Consider the following 20,653-nt stretch of genomic DNA (forward strand, 5'->3'; position numbering starts at 1 on the left):
CGGGACCGGGGCACGGCGGGGTGGTGCGGGGGAGTGGCGGGCGGTGGCGACCGGCGGGGTCGTCCGGTCAGGCCCGCGGCGGTCCCCGCGAGCCGACGTCCGCGGCGGACCCGGGCTCCGGGGCGGCGGCCGTCGTCCGGTCGTCGACGGGGGCGGGCGCGTCGTGCCCGAGCCCGGCGGCGTCGAGGACCAGCACGTCCAGGGCGGGCCCGGGGTGGCCGGTCGCGTCCGGGGTGAGCGGACCGTCGTGCGCGGAGCGCCCCAGCAGCGCGGGCCGGGGTGCCTCGGCGGGCGCGACGTCCTGCCCGACCGAGGCCGCGGCCGTGGCCGGGACGGCCTCGGCGGTCAGCGACCCGGCGATCGGGGCGAGCGCCGCGACCAGCGACAGCAGCAGCACCGCGACGAGGCGGCGGGCCGGGCTGCGGGTCGTGCGCACGAGGGTGATCCGTCCGGTTCGGGGGGTTTCCTGCGGCGACGGTACCGGTCGCCGCACCGGCGACGACGGCGCAGGGTCGGGCACCGGGCGCGCGGCCGCTCGCCGTTCGGCACAATCGCGACCGCACCAGCGTGACGACCCCAGAGAGGACGACTGACGTGAGCACGGATCCGTCGACCAGCGAGACGATCGACTCCGACACGACCGGCGGGGAGACGATCGAGTTCCAGGCCGAGGCCCGGCAGCTGCTGCGGTTGATGATCCACTCGATCTACTCGAACAAGGACGTCTTCCTGCGCGAGCTGATCTCCAACGCCTCCGACGCGCTGGACAAGCTCCGCCTCGCCGCCTACCAGGACAAGGACCTGGGCGCCGACACCGAGGACCTGCACGTCGAGCTCGTGCCGGACGCCGGGGCGCGCACCCTCACCGTCCGCGACAACGGCATCGGGATGACCCGCGACGAGGTCGTCGACCTGATCGGCACCATCGCGCGGTCGGGCACCGCGGAGCTCCTCGCGAAGCTCCGGGAGGCCGGCGACGACGCCCGCCAGGAGCTGATCGGCCAGTTCGGCGTCGGCTTCTACTCCTCGTTCATGGTCGCCGACCGCGTCGAGCTCGTGACCCGCAAGGCCGGCGCGGGCGAGGGCGTGCGGTGGACCTCCGACGGTGAGGGCACCTACACGATCGAGCCCGTCGCCGACGCCCCGCAGGGCACCGCGGTCACCCTGCACCTCAAGGCGTCCGACGCCGAGGACCAGCTGCACGACTACGCCGACCCCTCGGTGCTGCGGCGCATCGTGAAGACCTACTCCGACTTCATCACCTGGCCGGTCCGCCTGCCGGTCCGGGCCGAGGAGGGCTCCGAGGGCGCCGAGGCCGAGCAGGGCCCGGAGACGCTGAACTCGATGAAGGCGCTGTGGGCCCGCCCGCAGAAGGACGTGACCGAGGAGGAGTACGCCGAGTTCTACCGGCACGTCAGCCACGACTGGCAGGAGCCGCTGGAGACGATCCGGCTCGCCGCCGAGGGCACCTTCGAGTACCAGGCGCTGCTGTTCCTGCCGAAGGTCGCGCCGATGGACCTCTACATGCGCGACGCCCGCCGCGGCGTCCAGCTCTACGTCCGGCGCGTGTTCATCATGGACGACTGCGAGGCGCTCGTCCCCGAGTACCTGCGGTTCGTCAAGGGCGTCGTCGACGCCGCGGACCTCTCGCTGAACGTGTCGCGGGAGATCCTCCAGCAGGACCGTCAGATCTCGGCGATCCGCAGGCGCCTGGTGAAGAAGGTGCTGTCGGTGCTCGGCTCGCTGCGCGACAACGAGCCGGAGAAGTACGCGACCTTCTGGGAGCAGTGCGGCCGGGCGCTCAAGGAGGGCCTGCTGTCCGACGCCGACAACCGCGACACCATCCTCGGGGTCTCGGCGTTCGCGACCACCCACGACGCCGAGAAGCCGACCTCGCTCGCCGCCTACACGGAGCGGATGCGCGAGGGCCAGGACGCGATCTACTACATGACCGGGGACTCGCGGACCGCGATCGAGGCCTCCCCGCACATGGAGGCGTTCCGGGACAAGGGCTACGAGGTCCTGCTGCTCACCGACCCGGTCGACGAGGTGTGGGTCGACGCCGTCGACGGCTTCGACGGCACCCCGCTGCGCTCCATCGCCAAGGGCCAGGTGGACCTGCAGACCGACGAGGAGAAGGAGGAGGCGGCGGCGAAGCAGACCGAGTTCGCCGACCTCTGCGCCTGGATGGCCGAGGTCCTGACCTCCGACGTCAAGGAGGTCCGGCTCTCCACCCGGCTCACCACCTCCCCGGCCGTCCTCGTCGGCGACGAGTTCGACATGACCCCGACCCTGGAGAAGATGTACCGGGCGATGGGGCAGGAGCCGCCGAAGGTGAAGCGGATCCTCGAGCTCAACCCGTCGCACCCGCTGGTCACCGGGCTGCGCGACGCCCGCGCCGCGGGGAAGGACGAGAGCGGCACCGTCGAGCTGCTGCACGGCATGGCCCTGCTGGCCGAGGGCGGCGAGCTCGCCGACCCGTCCCGGTTCGTGGGGCTGCTCGCGGAGCGCCTGCAGCACGCGCTCTGACGCCGGGCGGCGCGGGGCCCGAGCCGTGACGAGAGCCGGACATCTGAAGAGTCGCTCAGATGTCGTGGCTATGCTGTCGCGGTGATCGGGAACCCGCGCCGCTGGGCGCCGTTGCTCGCCGGACTGGTGCTCCTCGCGGGGTGCGGCGCGGGTGACCCGGTCGCGGCACCCGCCGGGCACGGCGACCACGCCACGGGCCCCGCCGCCGACGCGGTCGTCAACTGCGGCGTCGATGTGCCCGTGCAGCGCCCGGAGCGGGTCGTCGCGATGTTCCAGAACGGCATCGAGGCCGTCCTCGCGCTCGGGGCGGGGGACCGGCTGGTCGGCGCGGCCTACCTGGACAACCCGCTCCCGGCACAGCTCGACCCGGACTTCCGGCCGCAGAGCTACTGGCCCGAGGAGTACCCGTCGCGCGAGGAGGTGCTGCGGGTCGCCCCGGACCTCGTCGTCTCCGGCTTCACCGGCGCGTTCACCCGGGAGGGGCTCGGCACCCGCGCCGAGCTCGGTGCCACCGGCACGGAGACCTTCCTGTTCAGCGCCTACTGCCCGACCGCCGACGGCGGCGACCAGCAGAGCATCGGCGACAACGACGTGTCCTTCGCCGGCGTCGAACGCGATCTCACCGACCTCGGGCGCCTGCTGGGCGCCGAGGACCGGGCCGCGCAGGTCGTCGCCGGCATGCGCGGCACCCTCGCCGACGTCGCCGCCCGGCTCGACGGTGTCACCGACCGTCCGCGGGTGGCGATGCTGAACTCCCCGGGCAGTACCGGTGAGCTGCGGGTCTTCGGCACCGGCGACGTCGCGACGACGATCATCGAGGCCGCGGGCGGGCGGCAGGCGTTCGACACCCTCGCCGGCCGGCAGCGCACCGTGTCCCTGGAGGGCGTCGTCGCGGCGAGCCCGGACGTGATCGTGATCCCGGCCTGCTGCGGGCGCGACGTCGGCCCGGAGGGCGCGGAGCCGCTGGCCGAGCGGCTGCGGAACGACCCGGCGCTCGCCACGGTCCCCGCGGTCCGCGACGGGAGGGTGTTCACCACGACCTTCGCCGAGATCAGCCCCGGCATCCGCAACGCCGACGCGGTCGCGACGCTCGCCCGACGGCTGCACTCCGACCGGTTCGGCGGCTGAGAGCGGAATCTGCACCCCGGCCGGTTCGGCGGCCGAGGACGGCGCCCGCACCGCGGCCGGTCGGACCGGCGGGCCCGGGGACCACCCGGGTTCCGGGGGCGGGAGTGCGGATCCGCCCGGCGCCGTTGCCGAGCGGACGACCGGAACCGTAGCGGGTCCGCGCCGCCCGCGACAGCGACCGTGCCCCGATCGTTGCTAGGGCTCCTCCGAGCCCGGGGGGAGCGGCGGGTTGCCCGGTCGCAGCCCGTCGAGCAGCAGCGCCAGGTAGCGGGCGCGGTCCTCGCCCGACGCCGTCTCCGCCGCGTCCGACCCCTCGGCGACGGCCAGCGCCATGACCAGGACCGCCGACAGGTCCCGCGGGGTGAGCTCCGGGCGCACCGCGCCCGCCTCGCGCGCCCGGTCCAGCAGCCGGGTCAGCGTCCGGCCGTAGCGCTCGGCGGACTCGACGTCGAACGCGCCGGCCTCGCGGGCCAGCTGCAGGATCGTCCGCCGTCCGGCGATCGCCTCCACCGCCCGGCCCAGCGACCCGGCCAGGTCGGCCCAGGGGTCGCCGTCCCCGGCGGCCGCGGTCGGCTCGATCTCCGCGACGAACACCTGGTCCAGCACCGCCCGCACCAGCACGTCGCGGGTCCGGAACCGGCGGTACAGCGTCGCGACGCCGACCCCGGCCCGGCGCGCGATCTCCTCCAGCGGGACGTCCGCTCCGTCGGACTCGAACGCCGCGGCCGCCGTGTCGACGATCCGGCGGTGGTTACGGGCGGCGTCGGCGCGCAGCGGACGGCCCGCCGGGGAGCCGTCGAGCGACGAAGCGGTCATCACTGCACGGTATCGCCCGGCCTCACCAGGTCACCGGCAGCGTGTGCATGCCGTAGACGAAGTGGTAGGCCCGGAAGGCCTCGGGCGGGACCGGCCCGGCCGGGGCGAGGGTGGGGAAGCGGCGGAGCAGGGCGGGGAACGCCGTCGCCATCTCCATCCGGGCCAGCGGTGCGCCCAGGCAGTGGTGCACGCCGTGCCCGAACGCGACGTGTCCGGCCGCGCCGCGGGTGAGGTCGAGCCGGGCGGGGTCGTCGAACCCGGACCCGGTGTCGCGGTTGGCGGTGGGCAGCGAGCACATCACCAGCGACCGCGCCGGGATCGGGGTGTCGCGCAGGACGGTGTCGGTCGTCGTCACCCGGACCACCCCGGTGTGCACGATCGACAGCCACCGGAGCAGCTCCTCCACGGCGGGCCGGGCCAGCCCGGGGTCGCTGCGCAGCAGCGCGGCCTGCTCCGGGTCCTCCAGCAGCGCCAGGGTGCCCAGCGACAGCATGTTCGACGTCGTCTCGTGCCCGGCGATCAGCAGCAGCGACGCGATCCCGACCAGCTCGTCGTGGCTGATCTCCTCGCCGTGCTCGCGGATCAGCATGCCGAGGATGTCCTCACCCGGGTCGGCCAGAGCCGCGTCGACGAGCCGGGCCATGTAGGCGCGGTTCTCCCGGCCCACGGCCAGTCGCTCCTCGGCGGGCAGGGACACGTCGAGCAGGCGCGTCGACCGGGCGGTGAACTCGTCGCGGTCGGTGTAGGGCACCCCGAGCAGCTCGCAGATGACCATCGACGGCACCGGCAGGGCGAACAGGGAGACCAGGTCGGCACCCGGCCCGGCGGCCTCCAGCGCGTCGAGGTGCTCGTCGACGATCTCGGTGATCCGCGGCTCCAGGCGGGCCATCCGGCGCTGGGTGAACTCGCGGGTGAGGAAGCGGCGCAGCCGGGTGTGCTCCGGCGGGTCCTGCAGCAGCAGCTGGCCGGCCCGCATCTGCTCCTGCTCGCGCTCCGACAGCGGCGGTGCGTCCGGGCGGGTCAGCTCGGCGCTCCCGGCGTTGGAGTAGGTCGCGGCGTCGCCGAGCACGTGCCGCACGTCGTCGTAGCGGGTGACGAGGTAGGCCTCGGCGCCGAACGCGGTCCGCACCCGTGGGACGTCGCCGGAGTCGCGGATGCGCTCCAGCTCGGCGTCGGGCAGGAACCGGTCGCGGCGCATGTGCAGCGGGAGCGTGAAGTCCGTGGCGGTGTCGGTCATGGTGTTGGCCTCCGGAGGGTCGGCGGGCGCGTCGCACTCCACGGTAACCGCTCAAACGACAGTGTGCTCTCGTTTCATGCCACCTGTCCGGTACGCCCCGGATGACCGCCGATCCGGTGAAACCGGGCGAACCGTGACAGGCTGCGACCGTCATCGGCGACGGCACCCCGGGGGAGATCCGTGTTCCAGCAAGATCCCGAACCGCTCGGCAGTCTCTGGCTGTCCGCACTCGTCGCTCTGCTCCCGCTGGTGGCGATCTTCGTGACGCTCGGTGCCCTGCGCTGGAAGGCGCACTGGGCCGGGCTGGCCGCACTCGTCGTCGCGGTCGTGGTCGCGGTGGCGGCCTTCGGGATGCCGGTGCACCTGGCGCTGCTCTCGGCCACCGAGGGGGCGGTCTTCGGCCTGTTCCCGATCATGTGGATCGTCTTCACCGCGATCTGGCTCTACCAGCTCACCGTCGCCGCCGGCCGGTTCGAGGACCTGCGCGCCGCCTTCGGGCTGATCTCCGACGACCCCCGGGTGCAGGCGATCATCATCGCGTTCTGCTTCGGCGGTCTGCTCGAGGCGCTGGCCGGGTTCGGTGCCCCGGTGGCGATCACCGGCGTCATGCTGATGGCGCTCGGGTTCTCCCCGGTCCGGGCGGCGGTCGTCGTACTGCTGGCCAACACCGCCCCCGTCGCGTTCGGCGCGGTCGGCACGCCGATCATCACCGCGGGCACCCTCACCGGGATCCCGTACAACGAGATCGGCGCCGTCGTCGGACACCAGACCCCGGTGCTCGCGTTCATCGTCCCGACGCTGCTGGTGCTGCTCGTCGACGGGAAGCGCGGGGTGCGCCAGGTCTGGCCGGTCGCGCTCGTCATCGGTCTCGCGTTCGCCGTCGCCCAGTGGCTGGCCGCCACCTACCTCTCGGTCGAGCTCACCGACATCGTCGCCTCGCTGGCCGGGCTGGCGGCCGGCGTGGTCCTGCTGCGCTTCTGGCAGCCGCGCGGCGGCGCCGAGGCGATGGAGACGCTGCGCATCGAGCGCACCGCCGACGCACCCGTCGAGGACCCGGGCGGCGACGGCGGCGGGTCCGTCGCGACCGAGCAGCGCACCCTCGCCGAGCGCTCGCAGGCGCTGTCGGTCGGCAGGCTGGTCATGGCCTTCGCGCCGTACCTGCTGATCATCGTGGTGTTCTCGGTGGCGAAGCTGGTCGGCCCGGTGTCGACCTTCCTGACCGGCACCGACATCAAGATCGGCTGGCCGGGGCTCGACGGACAGGTCCTCGGCGCGTCCGGCGACCCGGTGTCGACCACGACCTACAGCTTCCAGTGGCTGTCCTCGCCCGGCTCGCTGCTGCTGATCTGCGGCATCGGTGTCGCGGTGATGTACCGGCTCACGCCCGCGACGGCGGTCCGGGAGTTCGCCGCCACCGCGTACAAGCTGCGGTTCGCCTTCCTCACCGTGGCCACCGTCCTCGCGCTGGCCTACGTGATGAACCTGTCCGGGCAGACGATCTCCATCGGCACCTGGATCGCCGGGACCGGCGCGGCGTTCGCGTTCCTCTCGCCGATCCTCGGCTGGCTCGGCACCGCGGTCACCGGCTCGGACACCTCGGCCAACGCCCTGTTCGCGACGCTGCAGCAGACCGCGGCCGAGCAGGCGGGCCTGGACCCGCACCTGATGGTCGCGGCGAACACCTCCGGCGGCGTCGTCGGGAAGATGATCAGTCCGCAGAACCTCACCATCGCGGCGACGGCCGTGGGCATCGCGGGCCGGGAGTCCGAGCTGTTCCGGCGGACGATCCTGTGGAGCGTCGGGCTGCTCGCGGTGCTGTGCGTGCTGGTGTTCCTGCAGTCGACCCCGGTGCTCGGATGGATGCTCCCGACCTTCTGACGCACGCGGCCGGGCGCTGCGGAAGGATCGCCCGGGTGCGCCTGACCGTCCTGCCCACCGCCGACCTCGGACGCGACGGGCTCCGGGCCCTGCGTGCCCTGCTCGACGCCGCGTTCCCCGCCGACGCCGACGGGTCCGGCGGGTTCGACGACGCCTCGTTCGACCACGCGCTCGGCGGGGTGCACGTGCTCGCCGGTCCGCTGCACGACCCGGTCGGGCACGCGGCCGTCGTGGGCCGCCGCCTGCTGCACGACGGCGTCGCGCTGCGCACCGGCTACGTCGAGGCCGTGGCCGTGCGGCCCGGGAGCCAGGGCGGCGGGCTCGGCGGGCTGCTCATGGCCGAGGTGGACCGGATCGTGCGCGGCGGGTACCGGCTCGGGGCGCTCGGCGCGGCCGCCCGCGCCGCGCGGCTCTACCGCAGGCACGGCTGGCAACCGTGGTCCGGCCCGCTCGCCGCGCTCACCCCGGACGGTGTCGTCGACACCCCCGACGAGCGCGGCGCCGTGCACGTCCTGCCCGTCGACGCGCCGCTCGACCCGGCCCGCGCGCTGGTCTGCGACTGGCGCGACGGCGAGCTGTGGTGACGCCCGCCCCGGAGTGACGCGGCCGGTTCACCCGGATGTCGACCAGGGGTCGGGTGATCGTCATCCGGCGGCGGTGGAGTTCACCCGTGCAACTGGCGGTGCTCGACCTGGCGGGTACGACGATGGCCGACGACGGGCTCGTACTCGCCGGTCTGCGCGCCGGTCTGCGCGCCGCCGGGGTCCGCGTCGACGGCCCCTGCTACCCGGCGCTGGACAGGCAGGCCCGCGCGACGATGGACCGCCCGGTCATGACGGTGCTCGGCGAGCTCCTCGACGGCGACATGTACCGGGCCCGCCGCGCGCACTCCGCGTTCGCCGACCACCTGCACGCCGCGCTGGACGCGGGCCGCGTCCGTCCGGTCCCCGGCGCCGCGCAGACCCTCGACGCGCTCCGCGACGCCGGCCTGAGCGTGGCCCTGACCTGCGGCTTCGACCCCGAGCTGCGGGACCGGCTGGTGTCGGCGCTGGGGTTCGCCGAGCGGGCGGACATGGTCCTGTCGCCCGCCGACGTCGACGGCCGCGGCCTGCCCGAGCCCGACCTGCTCCACGCCGCGGCCCGGCGGGCCGGGACCGGGCCCACCCAGGTCGCGGTGGCCGGTGACGCCACCGCCGACATCGACGCCGCCGTCCGGGCGGGGGCGGGGCTCGCCGTCGGGGTACGGGGCGGGGCGCACGGCGAGCCGCGGCTGCGTGCGGCGGGCGCCGACGCCGTCATCGACTCGGTCGCGGACCTGCCCGCGCTGCTCGGCCTCCCCAGCTGAGCCCGCACGGCGTAGCGTCCGTCCTGATCTTGACCGGTCCGCGGTGACGACGGGGGTGGCGGCGTGGCCCGACGCACGGTGGCGGTGGCGTCGCTCGGCACGACGCTGGCCCTGGTCAGCTACACCGCGCCGCTGGCCACCCTGGCCCCGATCGCGGCCGACCTGGGCTCCTCGCCGTCGGGGCGCTCCTGGATCCTCAGCTCGATGAGCCTGGGGCTCACCGCGGTGCTGCTGACCGCGGGGACCCTGGCCGACCGGCTGGGGCGGCGCGCGGTGTTCACGACCGGCGCGGTCGTGCTGGCCCTGGCCTCGGCGGGCGGGGCGTTCGCCACCGGCACCGCCGGGTTCGTCGCCGGCCGGATCGGGCAGGGCGTCGGGGCGGCCGCGGTCGTCGCGTGCAGCCTCGCGCTGATCGGGCACGCGCTGCCGCCGGGCCCGCGCCGCTCGGCCGCGACCGGCCTGTGGGGCGCGGCGCTGGCCACCGGGATCGCGGCGGGCCCGCTGCTCGCGGGCCTGCTGCCGTGGCGGGTGCTCTACCTCGCCGTCGCGGTCGCCGGGCTGGCGCTCGCCCTCGCCGGACGCACGCTGCTCACCGAGTCCACCGCCGGCCGCCCGCGCCCGGTCGACGTCGCCGGGATGGTGCTGCTCGCCGCCGGGCTGGCGGTGCTGCTCGCCGGCCTCACCGAGGCCCGGCGGCTGCCGGTCACCACCACGACCGTCGTGCTGCTCGTGGCCGGGGCGGCGCTGCTGGCGGGGTTCGTCGCCGTCCAGTTCGCCGTCGCGCACCCGATGGCGGGGCCGGAGCTGTTCCGCCATCCCGGGCTGGTCGCGGCGACGGTCGCGAGCCTCACCACCGGGCTCGGCATCATCTCGCTGAGCTCCTACCTGCCCGCGCTGCTCGCCCCGGTGCACGGCACCGCCCCCGCGACGGCGGCGCTGCTGCTGCTCGGCTGGTCGGGCACCAGCATCGTGACCGCGCTGCTCACCCGCCGGATCAGCGAACGGGTCACCGGCGGCGTCCGCCTCGGCGTCGGCCTGCTGGTCATGACGGCCGGTCAGCTCGGGCTGCTCGCGACCGGGTCCGGCACCGGGGCGGTCCTGGCCGCGCTCGTCGTCGTCGGCGTCGGCACCGGGGTCGTGAACGCGACGCTCGGCCGCGAGGCGGTCGCCTCGGTGCCGCCGGACCGGGCGGGCACCGGCAGCGGCATCAACAACACCACCCGCTACCTGGGCGCCGCCGTCGGCGTCACGCTGACCTCGGTGCTGACCTCACCGGCGGGCGACGAGCCGGTGCCGGTGCTGCTGGCCGGCTGGCACGTCGCCGTACTGGTCGCGACCGGGTTCACGCTGCTCGGCGCACTGGTCGCGCTGGTCTGTGCCCGCTCGGCAGTCCGCACCCCGGTCCCGGCGCCGCAGGGTTGACGGCCGGTGCCGCGGCGAGCAGCGTGCGGGGACGTGACGACGCTGCTGGTGATCGGCTCCGACCCGGCGCGGATCCCGGGGTACGACCCGGCGCCCGTGCCCGCCGCCCCGGAACGGGGCCGCGACGGCCACCGCGTGGCCGGGACCGGGTCGACCGAGGTCCTCGTCGGCCCGGACGGCGGGCTGCCGCGGGTCACCGCGGCGCCGACCGCCCGCGGCGGCGGGCTCCGCACGCCCCCGGAGTGCCCGGAGCTGTTCGAGCGGGTGGCGGACCGGGTGCACCGGCACGCGCCCGGCTCGGTGACCGCGTTCGGCACCTCACCCGTCGACGGCGGCGAGGCCGCCCTGCGCGGGCCGGCCGCCGCATGAGGGTGGGGGAGCGGGTCGCCCACGCCCTGGCCGTCGGCCGCCCGGTGCTGGCGTGCGAGTCGACGATCGTCACCCACGGCCTGCCCGCGCCGCGCAACCTCGCCGTCGCCCGGGAGGCCGAGGAGCTCGTGGCCGCGCTCGGGGTGGTCCCCGCGACCGTCGGGGTGCTCGACGGCGAGGTCGTCGTCGGGCTGACCGACGACGAGCTGGCCCGGCTGGCGACCGCCCCGGACGTGGTGAAGCTGTCCGCCCGGGACCTCCCGGTCGCCGTCGCCACCGGCGCGAGCGGGGGCACGACGGTCGCCGCGACCGCGCACCTCGCGCACCGGGCCGGCATCCGGGTGTTCGCCACCGGCGGCCTCGGCGGGGTGCACCGCGGTGCCGCGCGCACCTTCGACGAGTCGGCCGACCTGCCCGCGCTCGCCGCGCTGCCGCTGGTCGTGGTCAGCGCCGGGGTGAAGTCGGTGCTCGACGTGCCGGCCACCCTGGAGCGGCTGGAGACCCTCGGCGTGACCGTCGCCGGGTACCGCACGCACGCCTTCCCCGGCTTCTACGTGGCCGACTCCGGGCACCGGGTCGGGCAGCGGCTGGAGTCCCCGGAGCAGGTCGCCGCGGCCTGGCGGGCCGCCCGCGACCTCGGCCTGCCCGGGGCCCTGCTGGTGGCGAACCCGGTCCCGGCCGCCGAGCAGCTCCCGCCCGCGCTGCACGACGCCGCCCTGGCCGACGCCCTCGCCGCACTCGACGACGCCGGGATCGGCGGGCAGGACGCGACCCCGTTCCTGCTGGCGCGGGTCCGCGCCGCGACCGGCGAGGCCAGCCTGGAGGTCAACGTCGCGGTGTACCGGCACAACGTGGCGCTGGGCGCCCGGATCGCCACCGCCCTGGCCGGGCGGTGACGCGCCGGTGCCGCCTCAGACGACGGGCGTGATCGCCCGCAGCGCCTCCGAGCCGCGTACCGCCGTGGTCAGGTCGGCCAGTGCCCGCCCGTGCGCCGCCGCGAGCTCCGCGGACTGCTCGGTGAGGGTGTTGCGGTCGACGTAGCCGGAGTGGTCGAGGTAGAGCCCGGGGGAGAGGACCTGGACGGCGAAGAACCCGGCCAGCACCGACCGGAGCCCGTCGACGGCGAGGAAGTGGTGCCCGCTCGCGCCGGTCAGCACGACCGCTGCCGCCTTGCCCTGGAGCGGGGCGGTCTTCTCGCCCCACTTCCCGCGCTCGGTGGCCTCCAGCAGCGCCCGCAGCGACGCCGTGTGCCCGGCCCGGTAGACCGGGCTGCCGAACACGACGGCGTCGGCGTCGGCGAAGGCCGCGGTGACCTCGGCGACGGGGGTCTGCGACAGCTCGATCAGGGCGGTGTCGGCCCCGGTGCCGGCGAGGATCCCGGCGACGGCGGCCGCCGTGCGCCCGCCCGGCTCCGGGCCCGCGACGACCCCGATGATCCGGCCCACGGTGCCGCTCACGAGCCGGCCCGGGGGGTGAGGGCGTAGGTGCCGCGGTGGAACAGCAGCGGCAGCCGGTCCGGGTCCGCGCCGAGCGCGTCGACCCGGGCGACGACGATCGTGTGGTCGCCGCCGTCGTACTCGTTCCACAGGGCGCAGTCGACCCAGGCGCCGACGCCCTCGAGGACCGGCGAGCCGGACGGCGCCGCCGCCCAGGTCACCCCGGCGAACTTGTCGACCCCGGAGCGGGCGAACCCGGCGCTGTGGTGCTCGTGGTCGGCGGCCAGCACGTTCACGCAGAACCGGCCCACCTCGCGGATGCGCGGCCAGGTCGAGGACCCGCGTGACGGCGCGAAGCTCACCAGCGGCGGGTCCAGCGACAGCGACGCGAAGGACTGACAGGTGAACCCGATGGGCCCGTCCGGGCCGATCGCGGTGACGACGACGACGCCGGACGCGAACGCGCCCAGTGCGTCGCGCATGGACTCCGGGGTCACGACGGGGGTGACCGGGCCGGGGAGGGAACGCGACATGATCCGACCCTAGGCGGGGACGGAGCGCTCGGCCAACGATCCGGCCCGGGGTGGTGGGGAACACGCCGTGCCGTGCCGCGGCCGCCACCGTGTCGCCGTGACCGCTGCGGAATCGATCCGGTAGAACTCCCCGTGCCGTGCATCCCGAACTCGTGGGGAGCCCCGGGGTGCCCGAGACGGCAACGGCCGGCGGAGCGATCGCTCCGCCGGCCGTCCGTCGCCGGGGGCCGGGTGGGGGGACGCCCGGCCGGCCCGGGTCAGCTCGCGTAGGCGCGCAGCTTGTCGGCGCGCTCGCCGACCCGCAGCTTCGACATGACCTCGCGCTCGATCTGGCGCACCCGCTCGCGGGAGAGCTTGAAGGCGCGCCCGATCTGGTCGAGCGTGTGCGGCTGGCCGTCGTCGAGGCCGAAGCGCATCCGGATGACCTTCTGCTCGCGGTCCTCCAGGGTCGCCAGCACCCGGCGGAGGTCGTCGTGCAGCAGGCTCGAGATCACGGTGTTCTCGGCGTCGGTCGCCTCGGCGTCCTCGATGAAGTCACCGAGCGGCGCCTCCTCCTCGGACCCGACCGGCATGTCCAGGCTCACCGGGTCGCGGGCGTGGTCGAGCAGGTCCTGGATCTTGTGCTCCGGGATCCCCGACTCGGCCGACAGTTCGGCGTCGCTGGGCTCGCGGCCCTGGCGCTGGTGCATGTCCCGCTTGATCCGGGCCAGCTTGTTGACCTGCTCGACCAGGTGCACGGGCAGCCGGATGGTGCGGGCCTGGTCGGCCATGCCCCGCGTGATGGCCTGCCGGATCCACCAGGTCGCGTAGGTCGAGAACTTGAAGCCCTTGGTGTAGTCGAACTTCTCCACCGCGCGGATCAGGCCGAGGTTGCCCTCCTGGATCAGGTCCAGCAGCGGCATCCCGCGCCCGGTGTAGCGCTTGGCGAGCGAGACCACCAGCCGGAGGTTCGCCTCCAGCAGGTGGTTCTTGGCCAGCAGCCCGTCGCGGACGACCGCGCGCAGGTCGCGGCGGTACTGCAGGTCCAGCCCGTCCAGCGTGCCGTCGGCGGCGGCGGTGTCCAGCCGGTGCTGGGCGAACACGCCGGCCTCGATGCGCCGGGCCAGCTCGACCTCCTGCGCCGCGGTCAGCAGTGCGGTCTTGCCGATCCCGTTGAGGTAGACGCGCACCAGGTCCGCGGCGGGGCTCTGGGCGTCGAGATCCTCCGCCACCGCGGCCGCGGCACCGGGTACGGTGGCTTCCAGTGCGGTGCCTCCGTCGCCGTCGGTGCGACGGCGGGAGCTGCGAGCGACCTTCGGGGCGGTCCGCTTCGCGCCGGACGACGACACGGTGGCGCGAGCGGGGGCCTCGGTCGTGAGGCGCGGGCCGGGTACGGCCGGAGCGGTCGTGGTCACCGTCATGTGCATTTCCTCCCCTGCGCGGGCTGCGGCGGGCGATTGATGGGCCTCACCGCTTGCCCTGTACGGGGTCAACGCATCCGTTCCGGGGATCGTTCCCACGACGCGGCCCCGCAGGCCGGGAAATGTGCCTGCGGGGCCGTGTCGTCGGTCACATGCAGTTGCGGTTCTCTCAGGGTCCTCTTAGAGAGCGACCCCGCCGGGCGTACCGGTCAGGGTGCGGGCACCCGCGGGGTGTCCCGTGGGTCGGCCACGGCGCGGACGCTGCTGCGCCGCCGCGACGCCTTGCCGGCCCCGGTGTCCTTCTTCGACGGCACCGAGTGGCCGTAGACGGTCTCCATCAGCACCGGCCAGTCGTGGCGCAGCGCGTCACGGCCCATGAACAGCCCCAGGTGGCCCGCGGTCGCCGTCCGGTAGGTGACGTCCGCGGCCGGGGTCCCGACCTTCTCCGCCGCCGCGAACAGCTGCGGGGCCGGGGTGATGTGGTCCGCGGAGCCCGCCAGCAGCAGCAGCGGGCAGTCGATCGCCCCCATGTCGACGGTCCGGCCGTCGACGGTGAGCGTGCCCTTGATCAGCCGGTTCTTCCAGAACAGGTTCTCCACCAGCCACAGGTAGAACGCGCCGGGGATGTCCTGGGTGTACTTGAACCAGTCCTCGAACACCCGGTAGCGCTCGACGTGGGTGGGGTCGTCGATGTTCTCCAGCAGCTGCAGCTGCCGGGAGATCTCCGACTGCGGCTGGATCGAGATGAAGTTCGACAGCACCGCCGAGCCCGGCATGTTGCCGCCGCCCGCGGCGACCAGCGCCTTGTACGGCGCCATCCCCATCGTCCCCGCCATCAGCCGGGTCGAGGCGGCGATCACCGACTCGCCGGCGTGGAAGTCGATCGGCGCCCCGGCCAGGGTCAGGGTGTTCACCCGGTCCGGGTGCAGCGCGGCGTAGATCGTCGCCAGCCAGCCGCCCTGGCAGTCGCCCACCAGGTTGGCCTTCCCGCCCATCCGCCGGATGGACCGGTCGATCACCTCGAGGTAGTCGGTGATCGTGACGTTCTTCGTCGCGGTCGTGGCGGGCCGCCAGTCCAGCGCGTAGACCTTCGTCAGGCCCGAGGCGCGGATCATGGCGATCTGGCTCTGCTGCGGCGAGTAGTCCACGACGGTCGAGGAGTGCCCGGCCTGGGGCGGCAGCACCAGGGTGGGGACCACGTCGTCGTCGCGGTGCTCGGCGGCGGTGAAGTCACGCAGCGACGCGAACGGCGTCGACAGCACGACCTCGTTGGCCAGGTGCCAGGTCGGCTCGCGGCGGTCGGCCATCGCCGAGATCCACAGCAGCCCGCGCCGGGCGGCGTCGCCGGGCCGGGCGATCCGCTGGACTGCGTCGATCCAGTAGGCGCCGGTGGCCCGGCCGACCTCGGCCACCACCTTGGTCAGGTTCCGGGTGTTGTACGACACGAGGTACCGGAGGGGGTCCGGCCGGTCGTCGCTCCCGCTGGCCGCGGCCACGGGGGTGTCGGGAAGGGCACGCGGTCCGTGCTCCCTGGAGGGTGCGGACCGTCGGGTGATCGCCGTGCTCATGGGCCTCTCCCATCAACTCTGATGACCGGGGGCTATCCGGGTTACCGAACGGTAAAACGCGATCGGTATGTCAAGCAAGCGCTGGCCTACTCCGGAGTAGTGCTTGCTTCGCTTAGCGCAGGTGAGAGGCCTTACAACAATCCGGGGCTGCCTACCGGTGAGTACGCGGTCACCATGTGTCCATCCCGTTGCGCCTCCCGTTCCCTCAGGGAGCGCGGGAACCCAGGCACGGAGACCGAACCGGCCGTCAGGAGTGACGAACAGTGACCACGCAGCCCGTACCCCAGCCCGAGTCCGAGAACGGCAGCGCCGCCGCGTCGAACCAGGCCGCGGAGGTGCTGCGACGGCAGGCGGCTGGCCTCGTGCGGGACCTGCGTGAGCTCGCCAGCCCCGAGGGGCTCGCCGCGAAGGTCGACCCGGTCGGCTTCGGCGGGGCGCTCGGCGAGGCCGCCCGCTCGCTGGCCACCCGGCCCGGCGCGGTGCTGCGCACCGGGCTGGGCTTCGGCGTCGACTCGGCCAAGGCCGTGTCCGCCGCGGCCGCGCGCGCCGTCGGCCGGACGACCACCGGTCCGGCGTCGCTGCCCGAGAAGGACAAGCGCTACGCCGACCCGGCCTGGGAGGGCAACGCCTGGTACTACCTGGCCCGCCAGGAGCACAGCCTGCTCGCCGACCGGCTGACCGAGCTGTCGCAGGCCGCCCGCGTCTCGCCGACCGCGCGCCGCAAGCTGGACTGGCTGGTCGGCCAGATCGTCGAGGCACTGGCCCCGCCGAACGCGGTCGTCACCAACCCGGCCTGGCCGAAGAAGATCGTCGAGACCGGTGGGCTGAACATCGTGCGGGGTGCGCGCAACATGCTGCGCGACGCCGTGCAGAACCAGGGGATGCCGCGCCAGGTCACGCCCGGCGCCTTCCAGGTGGGCAAGGACCTCGCGGTCACCCCGGGCCACGTGGTCTTCCGCAACCGGCTGATCGAGCTCATCCAGTACGAGCCGCAGACGGACAAGGTGCACGAGATCCCGCTGCTCATGAGCCCGCCGTGGATCAACAAGTACTACATCATGGACCTCGCGCCGCAGAAGTCGCTGGTGGAGTGGGCGGTGCAGCACGGCCACACCGTGTTCATGATCAGCTACCGCAACCCGGACTCGTCGCTGGCCGACGTGACGATGAGCGACTACCTGCAGGAGGGCCCGGTCACGGCCCTGGAGGTCGTCCGCGAGATCACCGGCCGGGACACGGTCAACGTCGCCGGGCTCTGCCTGGGCGGCGCGCTCTCCGCCGCGATGACGGCGTGGCTGGAGGCCAAGGGCGACCAGCGCGTCAACTCGCTGACCCTGATGAACACGCTGCTCGACTACTCCGGTCCGGGCCAGCTGGGCGTGTTCACCGACGAGAAGACGGTGGACCGGCTCGAGCGGAGCATGCGCAAGGACGGGTACCTGCCCGCCACCAGCATGAAGACGACCTTCGACCTGCTGCGGGCCACCGACCTGGTCTGGAACTACGTCGTCAACGACTGGATGCTCGGTGAGGACCCGAAGCCGTTCGACATGCTGACCTGGAACTCCGACTCCACCCGCATGCCGGCCGCGATGCAGACCGAGTACCTGCGCACGCTGTACCTGGAGAACCGTTTCGCCGAGGGCAAGCTGGAGCTCGCGGGGGAGCGGCTCGACGTGGCCGACATCCGGCCCGACAGCTACATCGTCACGGCCGAGTCGGACCACATCGCGCCCTGGAAGTCGGTCTACACCGGGGCGTCGAAGCTCGGCGGCACGGTGCGGTTCGTGCTGTCGAACTCCGGGCACATCGCCGGCGTGGTCAACCCGCCGTCGCCGAAGTCTCGGCACTGGTTCGGCGAGAGCGACGACCTCCCGGCCCGCGCCGAGGACTGGCGCGACGACGCCACCGAGCGCAAGGCCTCCTGGTGGGAGGACTGGACGCCGTGGATCGCCGAGCGCGCGGGCAAGGAGGTCGCGGCGCCGAAGAAGATCGGGTCGGACGCGTACCCGCCGCTGGAGCCCGCTCCCGGCCGTTACGTGCTGAGCGGCTGAGCCGCCGCCCGCACCCCGCCGCCGCCCCGGTGATCACCGCTGGTCACCGGGGCGGAGCATTGTCCACGATGGACGATGGTCCGTACCGTCCACTGTCGACACTGCATCGGATGCGTGCGCAACCGCCGTCCGGCGGGGAGAATGCATCGCCATGGACCGCGTACGTTCTGTGCCCGCGTGCCGGCGACCGCCGCGCGGGGCCCTCCGGGTGGGGGCGCCGTGAGCCGCGCGGGGGAGGCCCGCACGCACGGCGGGCGCCGGCCGCGGACCGCCGGGGAGACCGCCGCCGACGAGCTGCGTGAGAACGGCCGCCGGGCCGCCGAGGACGCGTGGAGCGCGCAGGTGAACGCCCTGGGCGGGTTCATCCGGGCGCAGCGCCAGATGGCCAAGCTCTCGCTGCGCGAGATGGCGGCGATGACCAAGGTGTCCAACGCCTACCTCAGCCAGGTCGAGCGGGGGCTGCACCAGCCGTCGTTGAAGGTGCTGCGCTCGATCGCCGACGCGCTGCACCTCAACACCGACCAGATGCTCAGCCGGGCCGGCTGGTCGGTCGGCGACCCGGACACCGCGGGCGACGCCGCCCCGGTCGAGGAGGCCGCCCCCGCGGCCGCGCCACCGCCGGGTGTCGAGGCCGCGATCGAATCCGACACGCGGCTGTCCGACGAGCAGAAGGCGGCCCTGCTGGGGGTGTACCGGAGCTTCGTGCAACGGGACTGAGCTGCCGTGCTTGACATACTTAACGGGTGTGCGTAGTTTTCTTGGCATGCCGGGGTGCTCGTCGGCGCCCCGTCCACGCCGAGATACGACTCCCGGGAGGGAAGTACCGATGACCGCCTCCACCGAGCAGTTCGTCGACATCGCCAAGCGCGGCCAGGACCTGGTCACCGAGTCCGTCCGCGGGTGGACCGAGGCCGCGAGCGGCCTGGCCCGCCAGTTCGGCGCCGGTGACCGCCCGCAGCTGCCCGACGCGGGTGCCGCCGTCGAGCGCGTCTTCGACTTCTACGAGCAGGTGCTCGGCCACCAGCGCGAGTTCGCCCGTACCGTCGTCGGCGCGAGCACCTCGGTGTTCGACCAGGTCACCGAGCAGGCGACCAAGGCCGCCGAGGCCGTGACCGAGCACGCCGGGCGCAGCACCGAGGCCGCCGCGGAGAAGACCGCGCGCGCCACCCGGAGCGCCGCCGGCAAGTGACCCCGCGCGACGACGGCCCCCGCCCGGCCCCCGGGTGGGGGCCGTCGTCGTGTGTGACCGGGTCGCGCTGTCCCTACCCACCGGTCCGCGCGAGGGTGGCCCCATGAGCCCCCGCACCCGGCCCCGCCGCATCGCGATCGCCTGCCAGGGCGGGGGCAGCCACACCGCGTTCACCGCGGGCGTCCTGGCCCGGCTGCTGCGCTCGGACGCGCTCGGCTCCGCCGCGGACCCGGCCGAGGTCGTCGCGATCTCGGGCACCTCGGGCGGCGCGATCTGCGCACTCGTCGCCTGGGACCGGCTGCGCGACGGCCAGACCCCCGACCGGCGCGAGGCCGCGGCGACGGCGCTGGAGGAGTTCTGGGCCGACAACGCCGCCCGCACCCCGCTGGAGCGCCTCACCAACCTGGGCGTGGTGACGGCGGGCGCGCTCCAGGGGCTCGGGCTCGTCCCGGCAGGCACCCCGTACCTGGTGCCGCGCCCGTTCGACGGCACCCGCCAGTTCCTCGACCTGGTCTCACGGCACGTGGACTTCGCCGCCATCGGTCCGGACCCGGCAGGCGCCGCGCCGCTGCTGCTGCTCGGCGCCGTCGACGTGCTGACGGGGGAGTTCCGGGCGTTCTCCAGCCGCACCGACACCCTGACCGCCGAGACCGTGCTTGCCTCGGCCGCGATCCCCACCCTGTTCCGCGCGGTGCACACCGCGGGCGGCGTCTACTGGGACGGGCTGTTCTCGCAGAACCCGCCCACCCGCGACCTGCTCGACACCGACCCCGACGAGCTGTGGGTCGTGCAGATCAACCCGTCGGAGATCGACGGCGAGCCGCGCAGCCCGATCGAGATCGCCGACCGGCGCAACGCACTGGCCGGCAACCTGTCGCTCAACCAGGAGCTCGGGTTCATCGAGACGATCGACCGGCTGCTCGCCGACGGGAGCCTCGGCCCGGACTCGGGCTACCGGCAGGTGACCGTCCGGGTGCTGGAGATGCCGGCCAGCACGGTGCGGTCCCGGCTGCTCGGTGCCGCCTCCAAGATCGACCGCGACGTCGCGTTCCTGGACCACCTGCAGCGCCGGGGCGCCGCCGCGGCCGACCGGTTCCTCGGCGCGCTGGCCTTCGAACGGGCGGTGCGCGACGGCGACCCGGTCGCGCTCGCGGCCGCCGTCACCCCGGACGCGACCCTGACCTCCACCGCCCCGTTCCGGGAGCGACCGTCCCCGGTGCCGCTGCTCGCCCACCTCGGTGAGCTGCTCGACGGGGAGTTCACCGTCGACCCGACCCGCAAGCAGGTCGCCCGCGACACCGCGGAGTGGGCGGTGCGGGTGCACCGCGACGGCGGTGTCACCGACGGGCTGGCCGAGGCCGGCCTCGACGAGGACGGCCGGGTCACCGCGCTGCGGCTCGGACCACGCCCCTGACCCCGGCCGGGGTCAGAACGGGATCAGCGGCACCACGACCAGCCGCGCCAGCAGCACGGCCACGAACACGATCAGCACCGACAGGTCGAGCCCGACCGCGCCCATCCGGACCGGCTGGACGCGGCGGCGGATCGGGGCGACGACCGGCTCGGTCAGGCCGTGGGTGACGCGGCGGGCGGTGTCGAGCACGGCGCCGCCGCGCCCGGAGCCGAGCACGTCGATCCAGTCCACGACGACCCGGGCGACCAGCACGAGCTGGAACAGCCCCAACAGCCAGGACAGCAGGTAGGCGACCATGTCCCCATCGTCCCCTTTCCGGCTGAGAGTCCGGTGAG

The 20,653-nt window shown here is 74.4% G+C and carries 20 protein-coding genes; 12 read left to right on the plus strand and 8 right to left on the minus strand.

What is annotated here, in order from left to right:
- Positions 1-67: 67 nt before the first annotated feature.
- Positions 68-436 (minus strand): hypothetical protein, encoded by a 369-nt coding sequence (locus tag ND486_RS21590; RefSeq protein ID WP_251786263.1) that lies wholly within the window; start codon positions 434-436, stop codon positions 68-70.
- Positions 437-594: 158 nt separating this feature from the next.
- Between ND486_RS21590 and htpG the strand changes: the two genes are divergently transcribed.
- Positions 595-2,529, plus strand: a complete 1,935-nt coding sequence (gene htpG / locus ND486_RS21595; protein ID WP_308215871.1) for a molecular chaperone HtpG — start codon at positions 595-597, stop codon at positions 2,527-2,529.
- Between the two features lie 81 nt (positions 2,530-2,610).
- On the plus strand, positions 2,611-3,657 hold the full coding sequence (locus ND486_RS21600) for an ABC transporter substrate-binding protein (protein ID WP_251786265.1): 1,047 nt from the start codon (positions 2,611-2,613) through the stop codon (positions 3,655-3,657).
- Positions 3,658-3,852: 195 nt separating this feature from the next.
- Here the strand turns inward: ND486_RS21600 and ND486_RS21605 are convergent, their stop codons facing one another.
- A complete protein-coding gene (locus tag ND486_RS21605; RefSeq protein ID WP_062402483.1) occupies positions 3,853-4,473 on the minus strand; it encodes a TetR/AcrR family transcriptional regulator in 621 nt (206 codons plus the stop codon).
- Between the two features lie 22 nt (positions 4,474-4,495).
- Positions 4,496-5,710 (minus strand): cytochrome P450, encoded by a 1,215-nt coding sequence (locus ND486_RS21610; RefSeq protein WP_251786273.1) that lies wholly within the window; start codon positions 5,708-5,710, stop codon positions 4,496-4,498.
- A gap of 180 nt (positions 5,711-5,890) precedes the next feature.
- On the opposite strand from ND486_RS21610, the gene ND486_RS21615 reads away from it, so the two are divergent.
- The 6 genes from ND486_RS21615 to ND486_RS21640 all read left to right on the plus strand — a co-directional run bounded on the left by ND486_RS21615 (position 5,891) and on the right by ND486_RS21640 (position 11,620).
- Complete coding sequence (locus ND486_RS21615; RefSeq protein ID WP_251786275.1) at positions 5,891-7,588, plus strand: L-lactate permease; 1,698 nt, start codon at positions 5,891-5,893, stop codon at positions 7,586-7,588.
- Positions 7,589-7,623: 35 nt separating this feature from the next.
- Positions 7,624-8,172: a GNAT family N-acetyltransferase gene (locus ND486_RS21620; RefSeq protein WP_251786277.1), complete on the plus strand. Its 549-nt coding sequence runs from the start codon at positions 7,624-7,626 to the stop codon at positions 8,170-8,172.
- A gap of 86 nt (positions 8,173-8,258) precedes the next feature.
- Positions 8,259-8,933 carry an HAD family hydrolase gene (locus ND486_RS21625; protein ID WP_251786279.1) on the plus strand — a complete coding sequence of 225 codons (675 nt, stop codon included), beginning with the start codon at positions 8,259-8,261 and terminating at the stop codon, positions 8,931-8,933.
- A 63-nt stretch (positions 8,934-8,996) separates the two neighbouring features.
- A complete protein-coding gene (locus ND486_RS21630) occupies positions 8,997-10,355 on the plus strand; it encodes an MFS transporter (protein ID WP_251786281.1) in 1,359 nt (452 codons plus the stop codon).
- A gap of 33 nt (positions 10,356-10,388) precedes the next feature.
- On the plus strand, positions 10,389-10,724 hold the full coding sequence (locus tag ND486_RS21635; RefSeq protein WP_251786283.1) for a hypothetical protein: 336 nt from the start codon (positions 10,389-10,391) through the stop codon (positions 10,722-10,724).
- Positions 10,721-11,620 carry a pseudouridine-5'-phosphate glycosidase gene (locus ND486_RS21640; RefSeq protein WP_251786285.1) on the plus strand — a complete coding sequence of 300 codons (900 nt, stop codon included), beginning with the start codon at positions 10,721-10,723 and terminating at the stop codon, positions 11,618-11,620. The genes ND486_RS21635 and ND486_RS21640 overlap by 4 nt, the downstream gene beginning before the upstream one ends.
- Positions 11,621-11,635: 15 nt before the next feature.
- Here the strand turns inward: ND486_RS21640 and ND486_RS21645 are convergent, their stop codons facing one another.
- From ND486_RS21645 to ND486_RS21660, 4 genes are all read right to left on the minus strand, one after another.
- On the minus strand, positions 11,636-12,181 hold the full coding sequence (locus ND486_RS21645) for an NAD(P)H-dependent oxidoreductase (RefSeq protein WP_224402814.1): 546 nt from the start codon (positions 12,179-12,181) through the stop codon (positions 11,636-11,638).
- The gene (locus ND486_RS21650; RefSeq protein WP_208819535.1) at positions 12,178-12,693 is read right to left on the minus strand and encodes a flavin reductase family protein; all 516 of its coding nucleotides are present in this window, start codon (positions 12,691-12,693) and stop codon (positions 12,178-12,180) included. The genes ND486_RS21645 and ND486_RS21650 overlap by 4 nt, the downstream gene beginning before the upstream one ends.
- A gap of 257 nt (positions 12,694-12,950) precedes the next feature.
- The gene (locus tag ND486_RS21655; RefSeq protein ID WP_224402813.1) at positions 12,951-14,099 is read right to left on the minus strand and encodes a sigma-70 family RNA polymerase sigma factor; all 1,149 of its coding nucleotides are present in this window, start codon (positions 14,097-14,099) and stop codon (positions 12,951-12,953) included.
- A gap of 203 nt (positions 14,100-14,302) precedes the next feature.
- The gene (locus tag ND486_RS21660; RefSeq protein WP_251786286.1) at positions 14,303-15,538 is read right to left on the minus strand and encodes an alpha/beta fold hydrolase; all 1,236 of its coding nucleotides are present in this window, start codon (positions 15,536-15,538) and stop codon (positions 14,303-14,305) included.
- Positions 15,539-15,924: 386 nt separating this feature from the next.
- Here ND486_RS21660 and ND486_RS21665 point away from each other — a divergent pair, with 386 nt between their 5' ends.
- From ND486_RS21665 to ND486_RS21680, 4 genes are all read left to right on the plus strand, one after another.
- Positions 15,925-17,715 carry an alpha/beta hydrolase gene (locus ND486_RS21665; RefSeq protein WP_251786288.1) on the plus strand — a complete coding sequence of 597 codons (1,791 nt, stop codon included), beginning with the start codon at positions 15,925-15,927 and terminating at the stop codon, positions 17,713-17,715.
- Positions 17,716-17,934: 219 nt separating this feature from the next.
- On the plus strand, positions 17,935-18,432 hold the full coding sequence (locus tag ND486_RS21670) for a helix-turn-helix transcriptional regulator (protein ID WP_251786290.1): 498 nt from the start codon (positions 17,935-17,937) through the stop codon (positions 18,430-18,432).
- 109 nt (positions 18,433-18,541) lie between these two features.
- Positions 18,542-18,904: a hypothetical protein gene (locus ND486_RS21675; RefSeq protein ID WP_251786292.1), complete on the plus strand. Its 363-nt coding sequence runs from the start codon at positions 18,542-18,544 to the stop codon at positions 18,902-18,904.
- A gap of 103 nt (positions 18,905-19,007) precedes the next feature.
- The gene (locus tag ND486_RS21680; RefSeq protein WP_251786293.1) at positions 19,008-20,318 is read left to right on the plus strand and encodes a patatin-like phospholipase family protein; all 1,311 of its coding nucleotides are present in this window, start codon (positions 19,008-19,010) and stop codon (positions 20,316-20,318) included.
- A 12-nt stretch (positions 20,319-20,330) separates the two neighbouring features.
- Here the strand turns inward: ND486_RS21680 and ND486_RS21685 are convergent, their stop codons facing one another.
- Entirely contained in the window at positions 20,331-20,615 is a 285-nt protein-coding gene (locus ND486_RS21685; RefSeq protein ID WP_224402809.1) for a YggT family protein, read from the minus strand.
- Between the last annotated feature and the right edge of the window lie 38 nt (positions 20,616-20,653).

This window comes from Pseudonocardia sp. DR1-2 (assembly GCF_023717215.1).
Lineage (GTDB): Bacteria > Actinomycetota > Actinomycetes > Mycobacteriales > Pseudonocardiaceae > Pseudonocardia > Pseudonocardia alni.

Bases quoted from the DNA above. Each gene is read 5' to 3' on its own strand.
- ND486_RS21610 (WP_251786273.1), bottom strand. From the start codon at position 5,710: ATGACCGACACCGCCACGGACTTCACGCTCCCGCTGCACATGCGCCGC.
- ND486_RS21685 (WP_224402809.1), bottom strand. From the start codon at position 20,615: ATGGTCGCCTACCTGCTGTCCTGGCTGTTGGGGCTGTTCCAGCTCGTG.
- ND486_RS21680 (WP_251786293.1), top strand. From the start codon at position 19,008: ATGAGCCCCCGCACCCGGCCCCGCCGCATCGCGATCGCCTGCCAGGGC.
- ND486_RS21640 (WP_251786285.1), top strand. From the start codon at position 10,721: ATGAGGGTGGGGGAGCGGGTCGCCCACGCCCTGGCCGTCGGCCGCCCG.
- ND486_RS21675 (WP_251786292.1), top strand. From the start codon at position 18,542: ATGACCGCCTCCACCGAGCAGTTCGTCGACATCGCCAAGCGCGGCCAG.
- ND486_RS21650 (WP_208819535.1), bottom strand. From the start codon at position 12,693: ATGTCGCGTTCCCTCCCCGGCCCGGTCACCCCCGTCGTGACCCCGGAG.
- ND486_RS21655 (WP_224402813.1), bottom strand. From the start codon at position 14,099: ATGCACATGACGGTGACCACGACCGCTCCGGCCGTACCCGGCCCGCGC.
- ND486_RS21605 (WP_062402483.1), bottom strand. From the start codon at position 4,473: ATGACCGCTTCGTCGCTCGACGGCTCCCCGGCGGGCCGTCCGCTGCGC.